Here is a 19,747-nt window from a genome sequence, read left to right as displayed (position 1 = left end):
CAACTATATGTTATTATGATTTTGTAATAGAAAGCGTTTTCTAAAACTTGTTTACAAATGGTAACGATTTCATAATTTTAGATAGGGGGAATTCACATGTTGCAGTTTTTACAACGTATTGGTAAAGCGTTAATGCTCCCAATTGCAGTATTACCAGCAGCGGGTCTATTACTTCGCTTAGGGCAGCCTGACGTATTTAATATTCCTGTTATGGCACAAGCCGGCGCAGCAATCTTTGATAATTTAGCACTTATTTTTGCAATTGGTGTTGCTGTTGGGTTGTCTGTTGATGGCAGCGGTGCCGCAGGTCTTGCAGGTGCGATTGGCTATCTTGTTTTGAAAAATACGACCGATGCTTTAAGTAAAGGGTATTCAGCGGCAGAATTAAACGATAAATTGAAAAGTGTTCAAGATTTAGTTGGTTCTGTAGATCCAACTAAAGTAGCAGATACTTTAGGAAAGATTTCCAAAGCGGCAACGTTAGCACCAAAAATTAACATGGCTATTTTAGGCGGTATTATTGCTGGTATCGTTGCGGGATTACTATATAACAAATTCTATAAAATTAAATTACCAGAATGGTTAGGATTCTTTGCTGGTAAACGTTTCGTTCCAATTATTACATCTGTAGTGATGCTTCTGTTAGGTTTAGTATTTGGAGAAATTTGGCCAACAATTCAAAGCGGTATCGATGCGGTAGCACATGGTATCGTTAACTTAGGAGCAATTGGTGCAGGACTTTTCGGTTTATTAAACCGTTTATTAATTCCAATTGGTTTACACCATGTAATGAACACGTACTTCTGGTTTGTATTTGGTGAATTTACAAACTCAGCAGGAGCTGTTGTAAATGGCGACATTGCTCGTTTCTTTGCAGGAGATCCAAGTGCGGGTATGTTTATGACAGGTTTCTTCCCAATCATGATGTTTGGTTTACCAGCAGCATGTTTTGCGATGATTGCAGCAGCAAAGCCAGAAAAGCGTAAAGCAGTTACGGGTATGTTAATTGGTCTTGCCTTAACTTCATTTTTAACTGGTATTACAGAACCAATTGAATTCTCATTTATGTTCTTATCACCAGTATTATATGGGATTCATGCTGTATTGACAGGTCTTTCTTTGTTTGTAACAACAAAGCTTGGTATTCACGATGGTTTCTCATTTAGTGCTGGTGCAATTGACTACGGTATTAACTTCGGTATTGCAACAAAACCAGTATTATTAGCAGGTGTAGGCTTAGTTTACGCAGCAATTTACTTCTTTGTATTCTATTTCTTAATTAAGAAATTAAACTTAAAAACGCCTGGTCGTGAAGATGATGAGTTATTAGAAGAAGGAACAATTGCAGCAGGTGAAGCTGGCTCCATCGGTGAAATTTATGTAGCATCGTTAGGCGGAAAAGAAAATTTAACTGTTATCGACAACTGTGCCACTCGTCTTCGTCTGCAAGTCAAAGATGCAAACTTAGTAAATGAACAAGCATTAAAACGTGCTGGTGCAAAAGGTGTTATGAAATTAAGTGATACAAGCATACAAGTTATCGTTGGGACAAATGTTGAGTCTGTTGCTGATGATATGAAGAAGCATGTATAAGGAATATGAAAAAAATCTCTCATTGATAAATGAGGGATTTTTTATTACGAATGTAACGGCTATCTTGCATTTTGGGTGCTCTTTTTTATTTTTTTGCGCATAACGTTGGTAAAATACTGGTTGCGTGATAAAGTAAGATGTGAAATGAGCCACTATGTGAAAAGGCAGGTTTTATTGTTATGAAATCTCGCAGACCGATTGTATATATCAAACGCACGATTATTCTCAGTCTGTTGTTTGCCCTTGTATATTGGGGGTATACGAAAGTTACTTCTAATAATAAAGAAAAGGCAACGCTACAAGCAATAAAAGAAGTAAAACAAGAAGTGAAAAAAGAAGTAAAGCAAGAAGTAAAACAAGAAGTTGTAGAGAAACCAAAAGAAGAATTGATAGCTGAGCAACCTCCGCAAGAAATAAATAATAATGCCGAATTAGATGAGTATGTAAAGAGTAAAAACTTTAGTGGTACAGCGGTTGTTGTAAAAAACGGAAAGGTTCTTTTGAACAAAGGGTATGGACTTGCCAATCAAGAAAAAAATGTCGCTAATAATTCAGAGACATCCTATTATATTGGTTCAATTACAAAAGCTTTCGTCGCAACTTCTATTATGCAATTGAAAGAACAAAATAAATTAAACATAGAAGATACTGTCGCAAAATACATTCCTGACTTTCCAAGGGGAGGAGAAATTAAATTAGTACATCTTCTTACGCATACATCAGGGATTCCGGAGTACAGTGAGGGATCAGAGAATATCACCCATGAGGAACTAATCAAAAGAATAGGAAAGCAAAAATTGGCATTCCCGCCCGGATCAAAATGGAAATACTCCGATTCTAATTATTCTGTGCTTGCGTATATCGCCGAGAAAGTGAGTGGACAATCTCTTGAAGATTATATTCAAAAGAATATCTTTGAAGTAGTCGGTATGAAACATTCAGGGTTCGGTGATAAGTTTCAACAAGGAAAATATCCATCTACTGGTTATAAAATTGTAGATAATAAAATGACAACACCAGCTTTACCAAGTATGTCGCAATTATTTGGCTGTGGTGATATATATACGACTGCATATGATTTATATTTATTTGATCAAGCTTTATTTACAGGAAAGCTTATTTCAAATGAAAGTTATCATCAAATGTTTACAGCATTTAAAAAGGATTATGGTTTCGGCTGGTATGTGGACCCTGGTAGTTATTCAAATCATGGCGTTATGCCAGGATGGAATTGTTTAAATAGTTTTAGTAAAGATGGAAATACGTATGTTGTGTTATTATCTAACATTCAAAATAATATTAAATCGTTTGGTACCGTAAGTAATGATATTTATACGAAGGTACGGCATGTAGAAGGTTAGAAAGCTATCTTACGAGATAGCTTTTTTGTAGTTTTATATGGGGATTTTTGTGAAAAATAAAAATTTAAAAGCCTAAAAACCTAAAAACCTTTTCTTTTTAGGTGGGCGAGAGGATCTGGCCATGGATAGAAGCGGTCAGTGCCTGTTCTTTCCACGTGCGAGGTTTAAAACAAAAGGAGAAAGCGAGGGCAGGTTATGTTGTATTTTTCATAACCGTGATTTGTATGTCGAAAAATTAAAATGGATATATCCCCCCCTTTTTAGGTGGGCGAGAGGATCTGGCCATGGATAGAAGCGGTCAGTGCCTGTTCCTGCCACGTGCGAGGTTTAAAACAAAAGGAGAAAGCGAGGGCAGGTTATGTTGTATTTTTCATAACCGTGATTTGTATGTCGAAAAATTAAAATGGATATATCCCCCCTTTTTAGGTGGGCCAGAGGATCTGGCCATGGATAGAAGCGGTCAGTGCCTGTTCCTGCCACGTGCGAGGTTTGAAACAAAAGGAGAAAGCGAGAGTAGGTCAAGTTGTATTTTGCCTAGCCGCTACTTATATGGTGAAAAATTAAAATGGATGTATACATTTGGAAAAAGTGTTTGGGAATGAGATAATAATAAAAATATGTAAAAAATAAGGAGGTAAAAATGGGGATCCATGAGCACCATGCCCGGAATGGAAAAAGGTTATTTCTTTTTTCTATTTTTATATTTTTAATTGCTATTATAGCGTTTATCCTTGATTATGTTCGAACGCCGCATTTCCAATGGAACAAAGATACGATGACCTTTATTAGTATGATTATAATGGCCTTTCTTTTTATGATTTATAGTTTTGTAGAAAGAGAGAGGGCGAAGAAAATTGGTACAACAATTTGTATCGAAGGAGCAGCGTCGCTCTTGCATCAACATCGATTCGTTGTACGAAGAGAAGTATCTTTAGTGATTACAGTTACATACTTTTCGATGGATGGAAATGCAATGGGGATATTAAGAGAAGAATATAAAACAAAACTACAAAAATTATGGAAGATTTTCATATCGTTTATTTTGAAATCATTAAATGAAAAGCGCTTTGTTTTGTATAACGAACTGGGAGAAGAGATGCTGATTGTAAAGCAAAGAGCAGGCATCCCACTTTCTTATACGTTTTATGACTTAGCAGGGAATAAGATTTGTGAGTTGAAGCAAACATTAAGCTTAAAAAAGTTGAAGTGGCTCTTACTGACTGAGCATGATGAAGAAATTGGCGAAATTAATGGGGATTTGTATGCGAATATCCAAAAGGGACAATGGAAAGATGGGAGTTATATTGAAGTAAAGGAAGATGCAATTCCAGTAGAAGCGATTGAATATTTTTCGGCTAGTGGTGGATCGCTTGTTGATTTATCAATTGTGGAAACCACAAAGTACGAGAAGGCTTTATATTATGCGGTAGCTGCAATACTGACATTGAAAAATAGTTAGATATCTTTTAAATTATGGTAAAGTAAAGAAGGGCAGATGACATAGTGTATCTGCCTTTTTTACTCTGCTAGTGGGCATTGAAATACTTATTTATATATAAATTCATTTTAATTTTTCGTCATAGAAATCACGGTTATGAAAAATACAACATGACCCGCTCTTGCTTTCTCTCTTTGTTTTAAAATCTTGCAAAAGACCCTGACCGCTTCTATGCGCGGCCAGATGCTCTCGTCCCCCCCTAAAAAGAAGAGTGGTTTATCAGCTTTTTAACTTATACAAGTTTTTCTTTATTTAACAACCTCAATTTTCAGCAGATTTGTTGTTCCACGTTCGTTGACAGGGACACCTGCTGTTACAATGACGATATCTTGCGCAGTGATAAGCTGTTGTTCTTTAGCGTTACATAATGCTTGTTCAATTACTTCATCTGTCGTTTGTTTTGGTGCAGTGAAAAATGGATATACGCCCCATACGAGTGCGAGTTGCTGCATAACACATTGTTCAGATGTTGTTGCGATAATCGGAGTGCGCGGACGGTATTTTGAAATCATTTGTGCTGTATAACCGCTTTTCGTTGGTGTTAAAATTGCCTTTGCTTGTAAAGAATAAGCCGCTTGGACAGCAGCAGCACCGATTGTTTCTGTTATTTGTTTGTAGTCATTGTGAAGTGATTGCTTTTGGTTTTGGAATAAAGAAGATTCTTCTACTTGCAGAGCAATTTTATCCATCATTTGTACTGCTTCTATTGGATATTCACCGGCAGCTGTCTCTCCTGAAAGCATAATTGCATCTGTTCCATCAAAGATGGCGTTTGCTACATCTGATGCTTCCGCTCTTGTCGGTCTTGGATTTCTTTGCATAGAATCAAGCATTTGTGTTGCTGTAATGACTGGTTTTCCTAACGTATTACAAGTGTGAATTAATTGTTTTTGAATGATCGGTACATATTCTGCAGGGATTTCAATCCCCATATCACCACGTGCAACCATAATTCCATCCGTAACTTCTACAATTTCTTTTATATTATCAATTCCCTCTTGGTTTTCAATTTTTGCGATAATACGAATATGCGAGGCGTTATGCTCTGCTAATATATTGCGTACTTCTAAAATGTCAGTCGCTTTACGTACAAAAGAGACTGCGATGTAATCAATCTGTTGCCCTATGCCAAAAATAATGTCTTGTTTATCTTTTTCAGTAATACCAGGGAGTCGGATTTTGACATTTGGTACGTTTACACCTTTATGATCTTTAAGTATTCCACCGTGTATAACTTTCGTTTGTAATTCACCATTATCTTTGTTTGTTACTTCTAGCTCTAATAATCCATCATCGAGTAATAGATGAGACCCTACTTCTACATCATCATATAGACCTGCATATGTGACGGAAAATTGTTTAGGTGTTCCGAGAACTTTTTTCATTGAAACAGTGACAGTTGCACCTTCAAGTAATTCTGCTTGTCCTCCCTCAAATTCATCTGTACGAATTTTTGGTCCTTTAATATCTTGTAAGAGCGCAATGGTCTTTTTAGAGGCTACTGCGGCTTTTCGGATTGTATTTATACGTGCTTGATGTTCTTCGTGCGTTCCATGAGAAAAATTTAACCGAGCCACATTCATTCCGGATTCTAGTAAAGAAAGCAATGTCTCGTATTGTTCACTTGCAGGTCCAATTGTACAAACAATTTTTGTTTTTCGCATATAAAATTCCTCCTTTTTAAGTCACCTATTAGTGGATAGTAAGTTCAATACAAGTTTGAAGTTTCACCTTATTATGTTGGCAATTGTATATGCACTTCATGTATAGGTATGTGATTTGTTTTATAAAAAATGTGCAATTTGTTTAGTACCAAAATTAGCATTTCTGTATACCTTGATAAGTGTAGATAAGTTGTCCATACAACAAACTGGATATAGGAGGGAAGGGTAGTGTCTCTATTCAAAAGTTGGCAAAAACTTGCACGGGTTATTCGGGAGCAATTAGATTGCTTTTTTTATGAAAAGTTAATGCCTGCTCTAGAAGAAATATTATTTTCATCACAGTTTGCAAATTATATAGAATTTTATACAAAAAAAGGTGTCAAAGAATATATTGAGTCTGAGGAATTTCAAAACATCATTTGCCTTATTTTAAAAGAATGTAATGTTTCTCCATTTAAAGAAATTGCACAGCAATTGCTAGGAAAAGAAGTTGAAATTACTGTAACAGTTGGCATTTTAACAGGTGTAATTTCACAAGTAGGAGATGATTTTTTAACATTACAAGAATCAGCAGGAAGCATTATTTTATTACCATTTACAAGTATTCTTTCAATTCGTGAATTATAGGGATAGGAGGGAAGAAAATGAAGTTTATTGATGCATTACGGTCTCATGTGGGACAACTTGCTCAAGTTGTACTTGTTGGAGAAGCTGTGACGGGAATTATTTTATCTGTAACAGATGGAGTAGTTATTATACGAACAGCTCCGTCTTATGGTCCACCAGAAGATGTTATTGTAAGAATTCCAATTGTTTCATATGTTCGATTGTATAGTTAGGAGGAAGAAAATGCGTGTGTCTGTTGTGATTCCAGCACATAATGAGGCTCAAACGATAGGAGGTGTGCTAGAAGAAGTAAAAAAGGTACAACCTTATGAAATAATTGTTGTCGATAATGGATCTACCGATCGAACGAAAGAAATCGCAGAGGGCTTCGGATGTAAAGTCATTTATAGTAAGAACTCGTTAGGTAATGATGTTGGCCGGGCAATTGGAGCAAGGGAAGCGAAAGGAGAAATTATTTTATTTTTAGATGGAGATATTATTATTTCGCATCAAGAGTTACTACCATTTATTCAATGTATTAAACAAGGAAAAGATATTGCAGTTAATAATTTAACATGGTCTGTTTATTTGAAGATTCGTCCACATTATACAACAGTGAGTAAACTTATGTTAAATCGTTTTTTAAATCGAAAAGAGCTTGTTGTGGGTTCACTCATTGCCATCCCACATGCGATAAAAAGAACTGTGATTGAGAAAATAGGCTGGTGGAATTTAGCAGATCCAGCATTATTTCAAGCAATGGCCGTTATAAAAGGGATGACCATTGGGGACTTAGGATCTGTAGATGTCATTCATTCTAATAAGGTTCGCCCCGTTCATACAGGGACATCCCCTGGATCACCTTATCCAAAAGCGACAAGCCGTATTATGGGAGACCATTTGCGTGCATTGCATCATATGATTGAAATATATGGCACGCGGGGTGGATTTACAGATGGTGAACGAAATCGGGATGTTGTAAGTGATTACACTTGTTTTATTCCGAAAGAAAAAAAGGCAAAATATAGTGCAGTTATTCCGGCTGGTGCAGAACGAGAAACAATTACAGCTGTTATTAAAGAAGTAAAGCGAGCAGGAATTGATGAAATTATTGTGGTTGCTAATGGTGCAGATAAAGAGACGATTCAAAAGGCTAAAGCAGAACAGGTTATTGTAGTAGAGTTTCGGGAAGCGCTTGGTCATAATGTTGCAAGAGCAATCGGAGCGATGCGTGCAACGGCAGATGTTCTCTTATTTATTGATAGCGATTTTGTTATTCAAGCTGAAGAGCTATTGCCGTTTATACAAGCTATCGATAATGGTGTTGATATAGCATTAAATGACATGCAATGTTTGTTAGAGGAGTTTCATCCAGTGGATCCAATTAGCGCTGGAAAATATTTTGTAAACCTAGCAGTAAAGCGTCCGGACTTATGGAACAACTCTTTAACAGCTGTTCCACATGCGATTCATAGAAAAGTAATAGATACAATTGGCTATAAAGCATTAATCATTCCGCCGTTAGCTCAAGTAAAAGCGACATTAGCAGGTTTTTCTATCCAAGCTATTCATTATGTTGATGTTGTAAAACCGAATCGAATTCGTCCAGAACAACATCATGTTGTGAACGGACGAATACCCGCCTTTGATCGTATTTTCGGGGATCAATTAGAAGCTATAGCTTATTTATTAAAACATACAGATAAACGAGGAAGTTTTACAGATGGTGAACGTGACAGGGTGATTATAGACCAACTTAGAAAGGAAGAGGAGCATGGAAATTAATCATCGCAAAGTGGCGGTTATCGGTTTAGGATATGTCGGTTTGCCGCTGGCGATTCATTTTGCGCAGAAAGGATATAAGGTAGTAGGATTAGACAAAGATCAAGAGAAAATAAAAAGCATTCAAAACGGTTTTAGTTACATCCCTGATGTTACATCTAAAGTGTTGCAGCAATTAGTTAAACAGGGCGGCTTTAGAGCAACAACCCCAGAAAAAGGGGTGAAAGCATTTGAAGAAAGTACTCACATCATTGTAACGGTGCCAACACCGATAGATCAAAATGGTGAACCAGATTTAAGTGCCATCATCTCCGCCTCGCATTATATTCAAAAACATCTTCAAATGGGCCAAACCTTCATTTTTGAAAGTTCAACATATCCAGGTACGTTAGAAGAAGTAGTTATTCCGATTCTATCAAAAGGCGGTAAAAAGGCTGGGATAGATTATTATATCGGATATTCCCCTGAACGTATTGATCCTGCAAATACGACACATACAGTACAATCTATTCCAAAAGTTGTAAGTGGTCAAACAGAGTTGTGTAAGAAAAAAGTTATGGAATTATATGGAGATATATTTGATTATATAGTGCCAGTTAGCACGCCGAAAGTTGCTGAAATGTGCAAGCTCTTTGAAAATATACAACGGCTCGTTAATATTTCATTGGTAAATGAAATGGATTTATTATGTAAGGCGTTACAAATAGATTTTCGTGAGGCTTTAGAAGCAGCAGCGACGAAACCATTTGGATTCACACCGTATTGGCCAGGGCCAGGAATTGGTGGGCATTGTATTCCCGTTGATCCGTTATATTTCCAATGGAAAGTGAAACAATATGGTCTGGTTAGTCATTTTATTGATGTTGCACACCGTATTAATGAGGAAATGCCGAAACATATTGTGAAACAAGTAAAAGAACAAATAACAGAAAAGGCAAACGTGTTGTTAATAGGTCTCGCCTATAAGAAAAATGTAAATGACTTACGCGAATCAGCTGCTCTTATAGTTGCCGACTTGTTACAAAAGGAAGGATATAACCTGTCGTATCATGATCCATATATTCCGGTTGCAAACATTTCTGGTAAAAGTTATGAATCTATTTTATTAACGAAGGAAGCGATTGATCAAGCGGATATTGTAGTTGTTTTAACAGATCATTCTATTATTGATTGGAAGTTAATTAAACAAGCAAAGAAAGTATTAGATACACGTGGCGTATTAAAGCAGGTGAATATATGAAAAAGCGATGTTTAATTACAGGAGGAGCTGGCTTTATTGGCTCTCATTTAGCCGAAGAGCTTTTGCATCGTGGCTATGATGTAACGATTGTAGATAATTTTTATAAAGGAGAACGTAAATATCATTTAGAGTTAATGAAGAAAATTTCAACTGTAAAAGCAAGTGTGTTAGATAAAGAGAAAATTGAAAAACTGGTTCAAAGTCATGATGTCATATTTCATTTAGCGGCTATTTTAGGTGTAAGAAGCACGATGGAAAAAAGCGTTGAGCTCATTGAAACAAACTTTGACGGGACGAGAAATATTTTGCAAGCTGCTTTAAAAGGGAAGAAAAAAGTTGTATTTGCGTCCACATCTGAAGTGTATGGAAAAGCAAAACCACCTTTTTTAGAGGAGGGTGATCGTCTATATGGTGGAACTGCAAAAATTAGATGGAGCTATGCGATTTGTAAAACGTTAGAAGAAACGCTTTGTTTAAGTTACGCTCGCCAAGGATTGGCAGTAACAATTGTCCGGTATTTTAATATATATGGACCACGCGCTAAAGATGGTCCGTATGCAGGGGTTATTCCGAGGTTTATTAGTGCAGCTTTGCAAGATAAAGCAGTTCCTGTATATGGGGACGGTGCACAAACGCGCTGTTTTACGTATGTAACAGATGCAGTAGAAGCAACAATTAGAGCAATGGATGAGAAAGTAAATGGTGAAATTATTAATATTGGTTCTGAACATGAAATTTCTATTCAAGAAGTTGCTGAAATTATTCGAAAGACAATTCAAAGTTCTTCGGAGATTATTTATCTTCCATTTGAGGAAGTATATCCTGATGGATTTGAAGAAATTCCACATCGACGTCCGAGTGTAATGAAGTTAACTACTTTACTGCAATTTCAACCAAAGGTGTCATTTGAAGAAGGATTACAGAAAACCATCACTTGGTTTCGTGAAGAATTATATGGTTAAGTCGTTATCTATTATTATTCCTGTATATAATGAAGCCGATTCTATTCGAGAGGTAATCCTTTCTGCAAAGGAGCTGAATCCGCTTGAAGTTATTGTTGTTGCGAATGGATGTACAGATGATTCGGAACGAATTGCAAAAAAGCTGGGTTGTACAGTATTAAGTAGTAACGAAGTGTTTGGAAATGACGTCGGTCGTGCAGTCGGCGCCAAGTGTGCCAAGGGTGAAGTCTTGCTATTTTTAGACGGTGATTTTCCTATTCCTTCATCTAGCCTCAGTTTTTTTCTCAATCCCATTTTACATGGACAAGCAGACGTGATTCTAAATAATTTTGACGCTTTATTTAAGAAAAAACAACGTCCGTATTCAATTACCGTCTGGCGACAAATTTTGAACGATATAGTGAACCGAGCCGATTTACAAATTGATTCAATTTTATCAGTACCGCATGCGATAACGAAAGAAGCGATAGAAAGTATTGGTTATGATGCATTATGTAATCCGATTGTTGCGCATGTTCGTTTAATAACACAAAAATGGCGAATACAGAGGCACTGTGCAATTGATGTCATTACTCCAAACAAGTTTCGTCCAGCTGAGCATGAAGCATATGGGGATCAACTTGCACATGCAGAGCAACGAATGATAGGGGATCATATAGAAGCATTGGGCGAATGGTTGGCTAATTATGATAGCCGAGGAGTATATACAGATGGAAATAGGAGAAGAGATATTGTATTAGCTTTGCAAAAGCTCGGGGATCAAGCATTGCCGCCGTATTATAAAGGTTGGGGTGTTCAATCTAATTTATATAATGGTAAACAACTTTCTATTATCATTCCTGTTCAAAATGAAGAAATGACAATTGCAATGGTTATTCAAGAAGCACGTAAAATTGAACCGCTTGAAATTATTGTTCTTGTTAATGGATCAAATGATCAAACAGCAACGATTGCAAAGCAGTGCGGAGCTACAACTGTTGTATATGAAGAAAGACTTGGAAATGATGTAGGGCGTTCTATAGGTGCTCAAATGGCTAAGGGGGATATTTTACTATTTATTGATGGTGATTTTGTGATACCTGCAAAAGATTTGTATCCTTTTGCCAAAGCGGTTGCAGACGGGCAAGATGTGGTATTGAATGATTTAAATTACTATTTGGATTTACGAGCGCCATTACACCTTGTTACGGCGCTAAAATATGCTTTAAACTTAGCTTGCAATCGAAAAGATTTAGGGATAGGTTCGCTAGTAGCTGTACCAAATGCGTTTAGTAGGAGTTGTTTAGAGTGTATTGGGTTTGATGCTTTATTATCTCCATGTGTAGCACAGGTAAAGGCGATATTAGCAGGCTTTTTAATTTCTTGTGTGCATCGCGTGGATGTGGATCAGCTGAATCGCATTCGTCCGAGCGAACATTTTGCAGTGAAAGGACATGCTCCTGCTGTACTTCGAATTATAGGGGACCATATAGAAGGTATGTCATGTGTGATAGAGGAACTTGGTGTTCGAGGTGGTTTTCATGATGGAGGGCGTAAGAGGGAATTGGAATGAAAAAAGGTGTGCCGAAACAGGTACACCTTTATTTATTCTGTTTCAAAAAACTATAACAGAATAAAAGAGAAGAGTATTACAGTTTACAATAGGCACGATTCTTATACTACAGAGAAGGATTCCTTTATTTGAATGCCAAAAAAATAAAATTGCTAAAAGAGGGCTAATTTACCAAAGTTTCAAATGATGTTTTCACTATGTAAATAGGGGTTTGCTCAATTATTCACAAACATGTCACAACTTTAACGTTCACTTTTTTTAAAAAGTAGTATCCTAAATACGTAAGCTGTTATATAAAAATTCTTAGTCCTGTACTAATCATAAAATGGAGGAGATTAGGATGACTGAAGTATTAGAAAATGTAAAAAACGCATGGGAAAACTTTAAAGGTGAAAAGTGGAGAGCAGAGATTGATGTTCGCGACTTCATTTTAAATAACATAAACGTTTATGAAGGTGATGATACCTTCTTAGCCGCTGCAACAGAAGCGACGAAACAACTTTGGGATCAAGTAATGGATTTAACAACACAAGAACGTGACAATGGCGGCGTCCTTGACATGGATACAGAAATTGTTTCTACTATTACATCACATGGTCCAGGATATTTAAATAAAGATATTGAAAAAGTAGTTGGTTTCCAAACTGACAAACCATTCAAACGTTCATTACAACCATTCGGTGGTGTTCGTATGGCAGAGCTATCTTGTGAAGCTTACGGATACGAAATGGACAAAGAACTAAGCCGTATTTTCAGAGACTATCGTAAAACGCATAACCAAGGTGTATTCGATGCTTATACTCCAGAAATGAGAGCAGCTCGTAAATCAGGCGTTATTACAGGTCTTCCAGATGCATATGGCCGTGGTCGTATTATTGGTGACTATCGCCGCGTTGCATTATACGGTATTGATCGTTTAATTGAAATGAAAAAAGCAGATTTAAACTTAACGAGCAGTGTAATGAGCGAAGAGACAATTCGTTTACGCGAAGAGTTATCTGAGCAAATGCGTGCCCTTCAAGAATTAAAACAAATGGCAGCTTCTCATGGTTTTGATATTTCTAAACCAGCAACAAATGCACAAGAAGCATTCCAATGGTTATATTTCGGTTATCTTGCAGCAATTAAAGAGCAAAATGGTGCAGCAATGAGTCTTGGCCGTACATCTACTTTCTTAGATATCTATGTTGAAAGAGATTTAGCAAACGGTACATTAACAGAAGAAACAGCACAAGAAATTGTTGACCACTTTATTATGAAATTACGTCTTGTGAAATTCGCAAGAACACCTGATTATAATGATTTATTCTCTGGTGACCCAACTTGGGTAACAGAATCTATCGGTGGTATTTCACTTGATGGTCGTCCATTAGTAACGAAAAACTCATTCCGTTTCTTGCATACATTAGATAACTTAGGACCAGCTCCAGAACCAAACTTAACAGTTCTTTGGTCTAAACAATTACCAGAGAACTTTAAAAACTACTGCGCGAAAATGTCTATCAAAACATCTGCAATTCAATATGAAAATGATGACATTATGCGCCCAGAATATGGTGATGACTACGGTATTGCTTGCTGTGTATCTGCAATGAGAATTGGTAAACAAATGCAATTCTTCGGAGCACGTGCAAACTTAGCGAAAGCATTATTATATGCGATCAACGGTGGTAAAGACGAAAAATCAAAAGCACAAGTTGCACCTGAATATGCACCAATTACTTCTGAAGTATTAGATTATGAAGAAGTTATGCGTAAATTCGATGTGACAATGGAATGGTTAGCAGGTCTTTACTTAAATACATTAAATGTAATTCATTACATGCATGATAAATATAGCTATGAGCGTATCGAAATGGCACTTCATGATACAGAGATTATTCGTACAATGGCAACAGGTATCGCAGGATTATCTGTAGTAGCTGACTCTTTAAGTGCAATTAAATATGCGAAAGTAAAACCAATTCGTGATGAAAACGGTATTGCTGTTGATTTTGAAATCGAAGGAGATTTTCCTAAATACGGTAACAACGATGACCGTGTAGATGAAATGGCAGTAAACCTTGTAAAAACATTTATGAACAAGCTTCGTAAGCATAAAACATATCGTAACTCTGTTCATACAATGTCAATCTTAACAATCACATCTAACGTTGTATACGGTAAGAAAACTGGTAACACACCAGATGGCCGTCGTGCTGGTGAACCATTTGCACCAGGTGCAAACCCAATGCATGGCCGTGATACAAAAGGTGCACTAGCATCATTATTATCTGTTGCGAAATTACCATATGAAGAGGCAAGAGATGGTATTTCTAACACATTCTCTATTATTCCAAAAGCGCTTGGAAAAGAAGAAGATGTACAAATTCGCAACTTAGTATCTATGTTAGATGGGTATGCTGTAAAAGAAGGACATCACTTAAATATTAACGTATTTAACCGTGAAACATTAATGGATGCAATGGAACATCCTGAAAAATATCCACAATTAACAATTCGTGTATCTGGTTACGCTGTTAACTTCATTAAGTTAACTCGTGAACAACAAATTGACGTTATTAACCGTACAATGCACGAAAGCATGTAAGTAAAAAAGTTTCCCTCTGTTTTTCGTAGGGCAGAGGGGAGCTGTTTTAATAGAGGAGGAAGTAACATGGTAAAAGGAAGAATTCATTCTGTTGAGTCTTGTGGTACTGTTGACGGCCCAGGGATTCGTTATATCATCTTTACGCAAGGGTGTTTACTACGTTGTCAATATTGTCATAATGCGGATACGTGGGAAATTGGTAAAGGGAAAGAAATAACAGTCGAAGAAGTGATGCAGGATGTTACATGTTACATTCCTTTTATGGAAGCTTCCGGCGGTGGTATTACTGTAAGTGGCGGTGAGCCGCTATTACAGTTAGACTTTTTGATTGAACTGTTTAAGAAATGTAAAGAGATCGGCATTCATACGACAATTGATTCTTCAGGTGGGTGCTATTCTGAAGATGAAGAATTCCAAAGAAAACTAGATATTTTGATGGAATATACAGATTTGGTATTACTTGACTTAAAACATATTGATTCAAAAAAACATCGCAAATTAACAGGAAAACCGAACGAACATATTTTACAATTTGCTCGTTATTTATCAGATAAAAAGAAACCAATTTGGGTGCGTCATGTACTTGTACCTGGAGTTACTGATAGTACAGAAGACCTAGAGAAATTGGCAGCCTTTATCCAAAGTCTTGATAATGTACAAAAGATAGAAGTATTGCCGTATCATAAGTTAGGGGTCTATAAATGGGAGGCACTAGGTCACAAGTATCCTCTTCAAGGAGTAGAGCCTCCAACGGAAGAATGTGTTCAAAAAGCAAAAAGCATTTTAGGAGCAGTCTAATCCAATTTTGGATTAGGCTTTTTGCTTTCTTTCGATAAATAGTAGAGTAAAAATAAGGAAAAGAGTATACTTAAATTATATAATGACTATTTTTGTAAAGAAATGATATGGATAAATTTACGAAAATGTAAAGGGAAAACGAAACAATAGAAAGAATTAAGAAATAGTATAGTGCGTATCATGGAGTATAGATAAATGTCAAGTTATTGCGAAAGCAGTTATAGGAAAGTATAATGTTAAGATATGAGCAGATGGGATTAAGGGGTCAATAACATATGCTTTGTATATCCACGACAGGTACATATCCAGCGGGAAATCGTTGGAATTCAAACATGCAAAATTATAAGGAAATTGTTTTTTATATTGTGACAGGTACAATATAAAAGACCGAAAAAGCTAGGAGTGGATTTGTTTGATTAAAAACCCCAAGGTTTTAATATTAACAGCACATTACGGTAACGGTCATGTACAAGTGGCAAAAACATTAGAACAAACATTTCGTCAAAGAGGACTTAAGGATGTAATTGTATGCGATCTTTTTAGTGAATCACATCCTGTCATAACAGATATTACAAAATATTTATATTTAAAAAGCTATACAATTGGGAAAGAGCTATACCGCTTATTTTATTACGGCGTTGAAAAAATTTACGATAAAAAAATTGCATCATGGTATGCTAATTTTGGGCGAAAACGTTTAAAAGCGATATTACATGCTGAAAAACCCGATATTGTTATTAATACATTTCCAATCATTGCGGTGCCAGAGCTAAAAAAACAAACAGGTATTTCTATTCCTGTTTATAATGTACTTACTGATTTTTGCTTGCATAAAATATGGATTCACCGAGAAGTGGATCGGTATTTTGTCGCAACAGATTATGTGAAGGACATTATGGTAGAAGTAGGAGTACCTGCTGAGCAAATTGTAGAAACAGGAATTCCGATTCGTAAAAACTTTGAAGCATCTGTTAATGTAGAAGCTTTGTATGATAAGTATGATTTGTCACGAGACAAAAAGACCTTACTTATTGTAGCAGGGGCACATGGAGTGCTAGGAAGTGTAAAAGAGTTATGTCAGTCCTTTCTATCAGTTCCTAATCTACAGATAGCCGTAGTTTGTGGGAAAAATAAAGCATTGCAAGAAGATTTGCTACAACTACAGGAAAGCAACCCAGATGCACTAAAAGTATTCGGTTATGTGGAGAATATTGATGAGCTGTTCCGTATTACCTCTTGTATGATTACAAAACCAGGAGGGATTACATTAAGTGAAGCAGCAGCTTTGCAAGTACCTGTCGTTTTATATAAACCAGTACCAGGACAAGAAAATGAAAATGCGAAGTATTTTGAAAAACAAGGTGCAGCAGTTGTTATTCGTGAAGATCATGAAATCTTTCAGAAAACGAAAGAATTATTACAAGATGATATGAAGTTATTGCAAATGAAAGAAGCGATGAAACGCATTTATCGTCCGGAACCAGCGTTTCATATTGTGGATTCTATTTTAGAGGAAAATCACGTACGGGTACATTCACCAGTACGTTCATCAGCCCTTGTGCAATCTTTTACTTAATATAAGAGCCTCTTTTCTATCTGAGTAGAAGGAGGTTTTTTTCGTTATTTCGGGAACGTTTGTATAGTTGTATCTCACTATTTGTGAGAGTTGATACTTGCATCAAGATTTTGAGAAAAGAAAGAAGGCGAATGTGAATATCACTTTATCCACATAAGAATCCGCTTTCAATATACAGTAAACTTAAAATATTAACAAAATTATCCACAATATCCACAAAAATTAGTAAATATATCCACAAATCAAACAAGCTAACTGTGGTTAAATTCCTCTTTTATAGAAAAGATATTCGAATTTATACACATGTTCAGTAATTTTGTGGATAAAGTTTTCCACAAAAAAAGCTACCTCTTCTGAACGAGAGGTAGCGATATGCTAAAAAATTCCTTTTGGTTTATACCCAGCAGCACGATCTGCTCTTTTGAATTCACGTTGATAGAGAACTTCTTGTGTGCTAGATAATTTACTTTTTGATTTTTCACGTCTTTTCTTATCCATTACAGTTCACCTCGTGTCATAAAGTTATTACCTATCGTTACCAATGACAGAGGGAGATATACATAGATTACGCTTCTTTTAAATGGTGAGCGTCTTGGAATGTTGCTTCGCGCATTGTGTGTAGTGTGTATTGATCTTTTGGAATTTCATATAAGTTATATACTTCACCGTTTGCGTTAATTTGATCGTATACACATTTACGTGTTTCATTTGCTAGATTGACGTATGGTAGTTTTTCGGCAGCTTTAATAGAACGAGTATTTAATTTGCGAATTCGCATGAAAATAGTCTCAATATCTAGTTCATAGAAAAGTTCACTAAAGAAAGCGTCTTTTGCTGGCTTATTATAACCTTTTCCGTGATATGGTTTGCCGAGCCAAGTGCCAAGAAAACCTGCTTTTTCTTCGATGTCAAATAAGGTTATTGTTCCGATTGGATTTCCCCATTCATCAATAATTGTGCGTGAAATTAATTCTCCGCGCTCTTCAGCCTCAATCGTTTGTTTTGTTAAAAACAAAAATTCGTCATAAGAAGATGCCTTTTGACGCACAAAGGGGAAGACATCAGGGTGAATCATCAAATCATATAGAACGTGGCTGTCATGTAGGTCACGTTTTTTTAGCATACTATCTCCTCCTAAAAAGAGGGTAGCATGACGACAAAAAACACCCCACCCTCGAAATTTTTATATAAAACTTAAAAAAATTTCGGGGTGGGAATCGAACCCACTAGAACCAGTCTACAATGCTGGTGGCGCACCATTTGCCTTCCCCATTCATCAATTTGAAATTACTAGTCACGACACAAATTGATCATGGTTTCATTCAGTTTATAATCGTATAATACTTCATCTAATGAAAAAAATAAACTAGTTTTTATGATTTTTTTGTATGGATAATTTTTCCGTCTATCATTGTTAATACAGGCTTGGCTAAATAGTGAAAAGGATGATGAGTCCACAGGACAAGGTCAGCGTCTTTTCTAGGTTCTATGCTACCGATTTTCTTTTCTAAACGTAAGTTGCGGGCAGGTATAATCGTAATTCCTTCTAGAGCCTTATGTTCATCTAATCCTTCTCGCACAGCGATAGCGGCGCAAACATTTAAATATTGAATGGGGGTATAGGGGTGATCTGTCGTAATAGAGACTTCAATCCCATGAGTAGATAGAGTATGATATGTTTGCCAAGATTTGTTTTTAATTTCAATTTTTGAACGGCGTGTTAATGTTGGACCGACAGATACTTTTAAAGCGTGGCCTGCTAATTTATCAGCAATGAGATGGCCTTCTGTACAGTGTTCAATACGTAAATCAAGATTAAATTCCTTAGCAAAGCGAAGAGCAGATAAAATATCATCGGCACGGTGGGCGTGGGCGCGTATAGGAATTTCGCGGCGGAGCGCTTGCAAGATAGGGATCATTCGAAAGTCGGTATCATTCCCATAATGCTTTGCTTCATAAAAGGATTCTCGCAGCATTCCCATAATTCCCATACGGGTAATAGACTCTTTGTTTCCGTTGCTATGCATGCGTTTTGGATTTTCTCCAAACGCAATTTTTAAACCGGCAGGTTCTTGAATGACCATATGATCAATACTATTTCCTGCTGTTTTTATGACGCATGTTGTTCCGCCGATTACATTTTGACTTCCAGGCATAACATGTACGGTTGTAATACCGTTTTGCAGGGCATCTTGAAAAGCAATATCAAAGGGGTGAATGCCGTCTAAAGAACGAATATGAGGAGTTAGGACTTCTGCTGTTTCATTTGCATCATTTCCAGCCCATCCTGTTCCTTCATCATATAAACCAAGGTGTGTATGCACATCGATAAAGCCTGGAAGAAGATGAAGGCCGCGTGCATTAATAACAGTCATATCTTCGCTAACTTCAATAAATCGTTCTAATGCAACAATTTTGTTATTTTCTACTAATACATCACCTTGCAATTTAGGGGATGTAATAGGATAAACAGTCGCTTGCTTAAATAATGTTTTCATAATAACCTCTTTAGTTTTTATGCAAGT

General features: G+C 36.5%; 16 protein-coding genes and 1 pseudogene. 13 read left to right on the top strand and 4 right to left on the bottom strand.

The features are described from left to right. Positions 1-96: 96 nt before the first annotated feature. The 4 genes from nagE to WAZ07_RS13290 all read left to right on the top strand — a co-directional run bounded on the left by nagE (position 97) and on the right by WAZ07_RS13290 (position 4,413). The gene (gene nagE / locus WAZ07_RS13305; protein ID WP_336472842.1) at positions 97-1,593 is read left to right on the top strand and encodes an N-acetylglucosamine-specific PTS transporter subunit IIBC; all 1,497 of its coding nucleotides are present in this window, start codon (positions 97-99) and stop codon (positions 1,591-1,593) included. Positions 1,594-1,772: 179 nt separating this feature from the next. Then, positions 1,773-2,954, top strand: coding sequence for a serine hydrolase domain-containing protein (locus tag WAZ07_RS13300; protein WP_336472841.1), 1,182 nt, complete (start codon positions 1,773-1,775; stop codon positions 2,952-2,954). A gap of 284 nt (positions 2,955-3,238) precedes the next feature. Beyond that, on the top strand, positions 3,239-3,556 hold the full coding sequence (locus WAZ07_RS13295; protein ID WP_336472840.1) for a hypothetical protein: 318 nt from the start codon (positions 3,239-3,241) through the stop codon (positions 3,554-3,556). Positions 3,557-3,594: 38 nt separating this feature from the next. Beyond that, positions 3,595-4,413 (top strand): sugar ABC transporter ATP-binding protein, encoded by an 819-nt coding sequence (locus WAZ07_RS13290; RefSeq protein ID WP_336472839.1) that lies wholly within the window; start codon positions 3,595-3,597, stop codon positions 4,411-4,413. 293 nt (positions 4,414-4,706) lie between these two features. On the opposite strand, the pseudogene pyk reads toward WAZ07_RS13290, so the two are convergent. Then, positions 4,707-6,116, bottom strand: a pseudogene (gene pyk, locus WAZ07_RS13285) (pyruvate kinase); the annotation flags it as partial. 228 nt (positions 6,117-6,344) lie between these two features. On the opposite strand from pyk, the gene WAZ07_RS13280 reads away from it, so the two are divergent. The 9 genes from WAZ07_RS13280 to WAZ07_RS13240 all read left to right on the top strand — a co-directional run bounded on the left by WAZ07_RS13280 (position 6,345) and on the right by WAZ07_RS13240 (position 17,222). Continuing rightward, positions 6,345-6,743 (top strand): DUF2642 domain-containing protein, encoded by a 399-nt coding sequence (locus WAZ07_RS13280; protein ID WP_336472838.1) that lies wholly within the window; start codon positions 6,345-6,347, stop codon positions 6,741-6,743. A gap of 17 nt (positions 6,744-6,760) precedes the next feature. Continuing rightward, positions 6,761-6,955, top strand: coding sequence for a hypothetical protein (locus WAZ07_RS13275; RefSeq protein ID WP_090916937.1), 195 nt, complete (start codon positions 6,761-6,763; stop codon positions 6,953-6,955). A gap of 10 nt (positions 6,956-6,965) precedes the next feature. Continuing rightward, positions 6,966-8,507, top strand: coding sequence for a glycosyltransferase family 2 protein (locus WAZ07_RS13270; protein WP_336472837.1), 1,542 nt, complete (start codon positions 6,966-6,968; stop codon positions 8,505-8,507). Next, positions 8,497-9,744, top strand: a complete 1,248-nt coding sequence (locus tag WAZ07_RS13265; protein ID WP_336472836.1) for a nucleotide sugar dehydrogenase — start codon at positions 8,497-8,499, stop codon at positions 9,742-9,744. Before WAZ07_RS13270 ends, WAZ07_RS13265 begins: the two co-directional genes overlap by 11 nt. Further along, positions 9,741-10,706 carry an NAD-dependent epimerase/dehydratase family protein gene (locus WAZ07_RS13260; RefSeq protein ID WP_336472835.1) on the top strand — a complete coding sequence of 322 codons (966 nt, stop codon included), beginning with the start codon at positions 9,741-9,743 and terminating at the stop codon, positions 10,704-10,706. Before WAZ07_RS13265 ends, WAZ07_RS13260 begins: the two co-directional genes overlap by 4 nt. Further along, entirely contained in the window at positions 10,699-12,258 is a 1,560-nt protein-coding gene (locus WAZ07_RS13255; protein ID WP_336472834.1) for a glycosyltransferase family 2 protein, read from the top strand. Before WAZ07_RS13260 ends, WAZ07_RS13255 begins: the two co-directional genes overlap by 8 nt. A 340-nt stretch (positions 12,259-12,598) precedes the next feature. Beyond that, a complete protein-coding gene (gene pflB, locus WAZ07_RS13250) occupies positions 12,599-14,848 on the top strand; it encodes a formate C-acetyltransferase (protein ID WP_336472833.1) in 2,250 nt (749 codons plus the stop codon). A 66-nt stretch (positions 14,849-14,914) separates the two neighbouring features. Beyond that, positions 14,915-15,646 (top strand): pyruvate formate-lyase-activating protein, encoded by a 732-nt coding sequence (pflA, locus tag WAZ07_RS13245; protein ID WP_336472832.1) that lies wholly within the window; start codon positions 14,915-14,917, stop codon positions 15,644-15,646. 412 nt (positions 15,647-16,058) lie between these two features. Then, positions 16,059-17,222: a diglucosyl diacylglycerol synthase gene (locus tag WAZ07_RS13240; protein WP_090916951.1), complete on the top strand. Its 1,164-nt coding sequence runs from the start codon at positions 16,059-16,061 to the stop codon at positions 17,220-17,222. Between the two features lie 375 nt (positions 17,223-17,597). Here the strand turns inward: WAZ07_RS13240 and WAZ07_RS13235 are convergent, their stop codons facing one another. The 3 genes from WAZ07_RS13235 to WAZ07_RS13225 form a co-directional block, all read right to left on the bottom strand. Next, a complete protein-coding gene (locus tag WAZ07_RS13235) occupies positions 17,598-17,720 on the bottom strand; it encodes a YfhE family protein (RefSeq protein WP_090916953.1) in 123 nt (40 codons plus the stop codon). A 67-nt stretch (positions 17,721-17,787) separates the two neighbouring features. Next, entirely contained in the window at positions 17,788-18,345 is a 558-nt protein-coding gene (locus WAZ07_RS13230) for a GNAT family N-acetyltransferase (protein ID WP_336472831.1), read from the bottom strand. 250 nt (positions 18,346-18,595) lie between these two features. After that, complete coding sequence (locus WAZ07_RS13225) at positions 18,596-19,720, bottom strand: amidohydrolase (RefSeq protein WP_090916956.1); 1,125 nt, start codon at positions 19,718-19,720, stop codon at positions 18,596-18,598. Positions 19,721-19,747 lie beyond the last annotated feature (27 nt).

The organism is Bacillus bruguierae (assembly GCF_037104725.1).
GTDB lineage: Bacteria > Bacillota > Bacilli > Bacillales > Bacillaceae_G > Bacillus_A > Bacillus_A bruguierae.
Note: the sequence above shows the minus strand (reverse complement) of the source record. Positions and strands in the feature narration are given on the sequence as shown.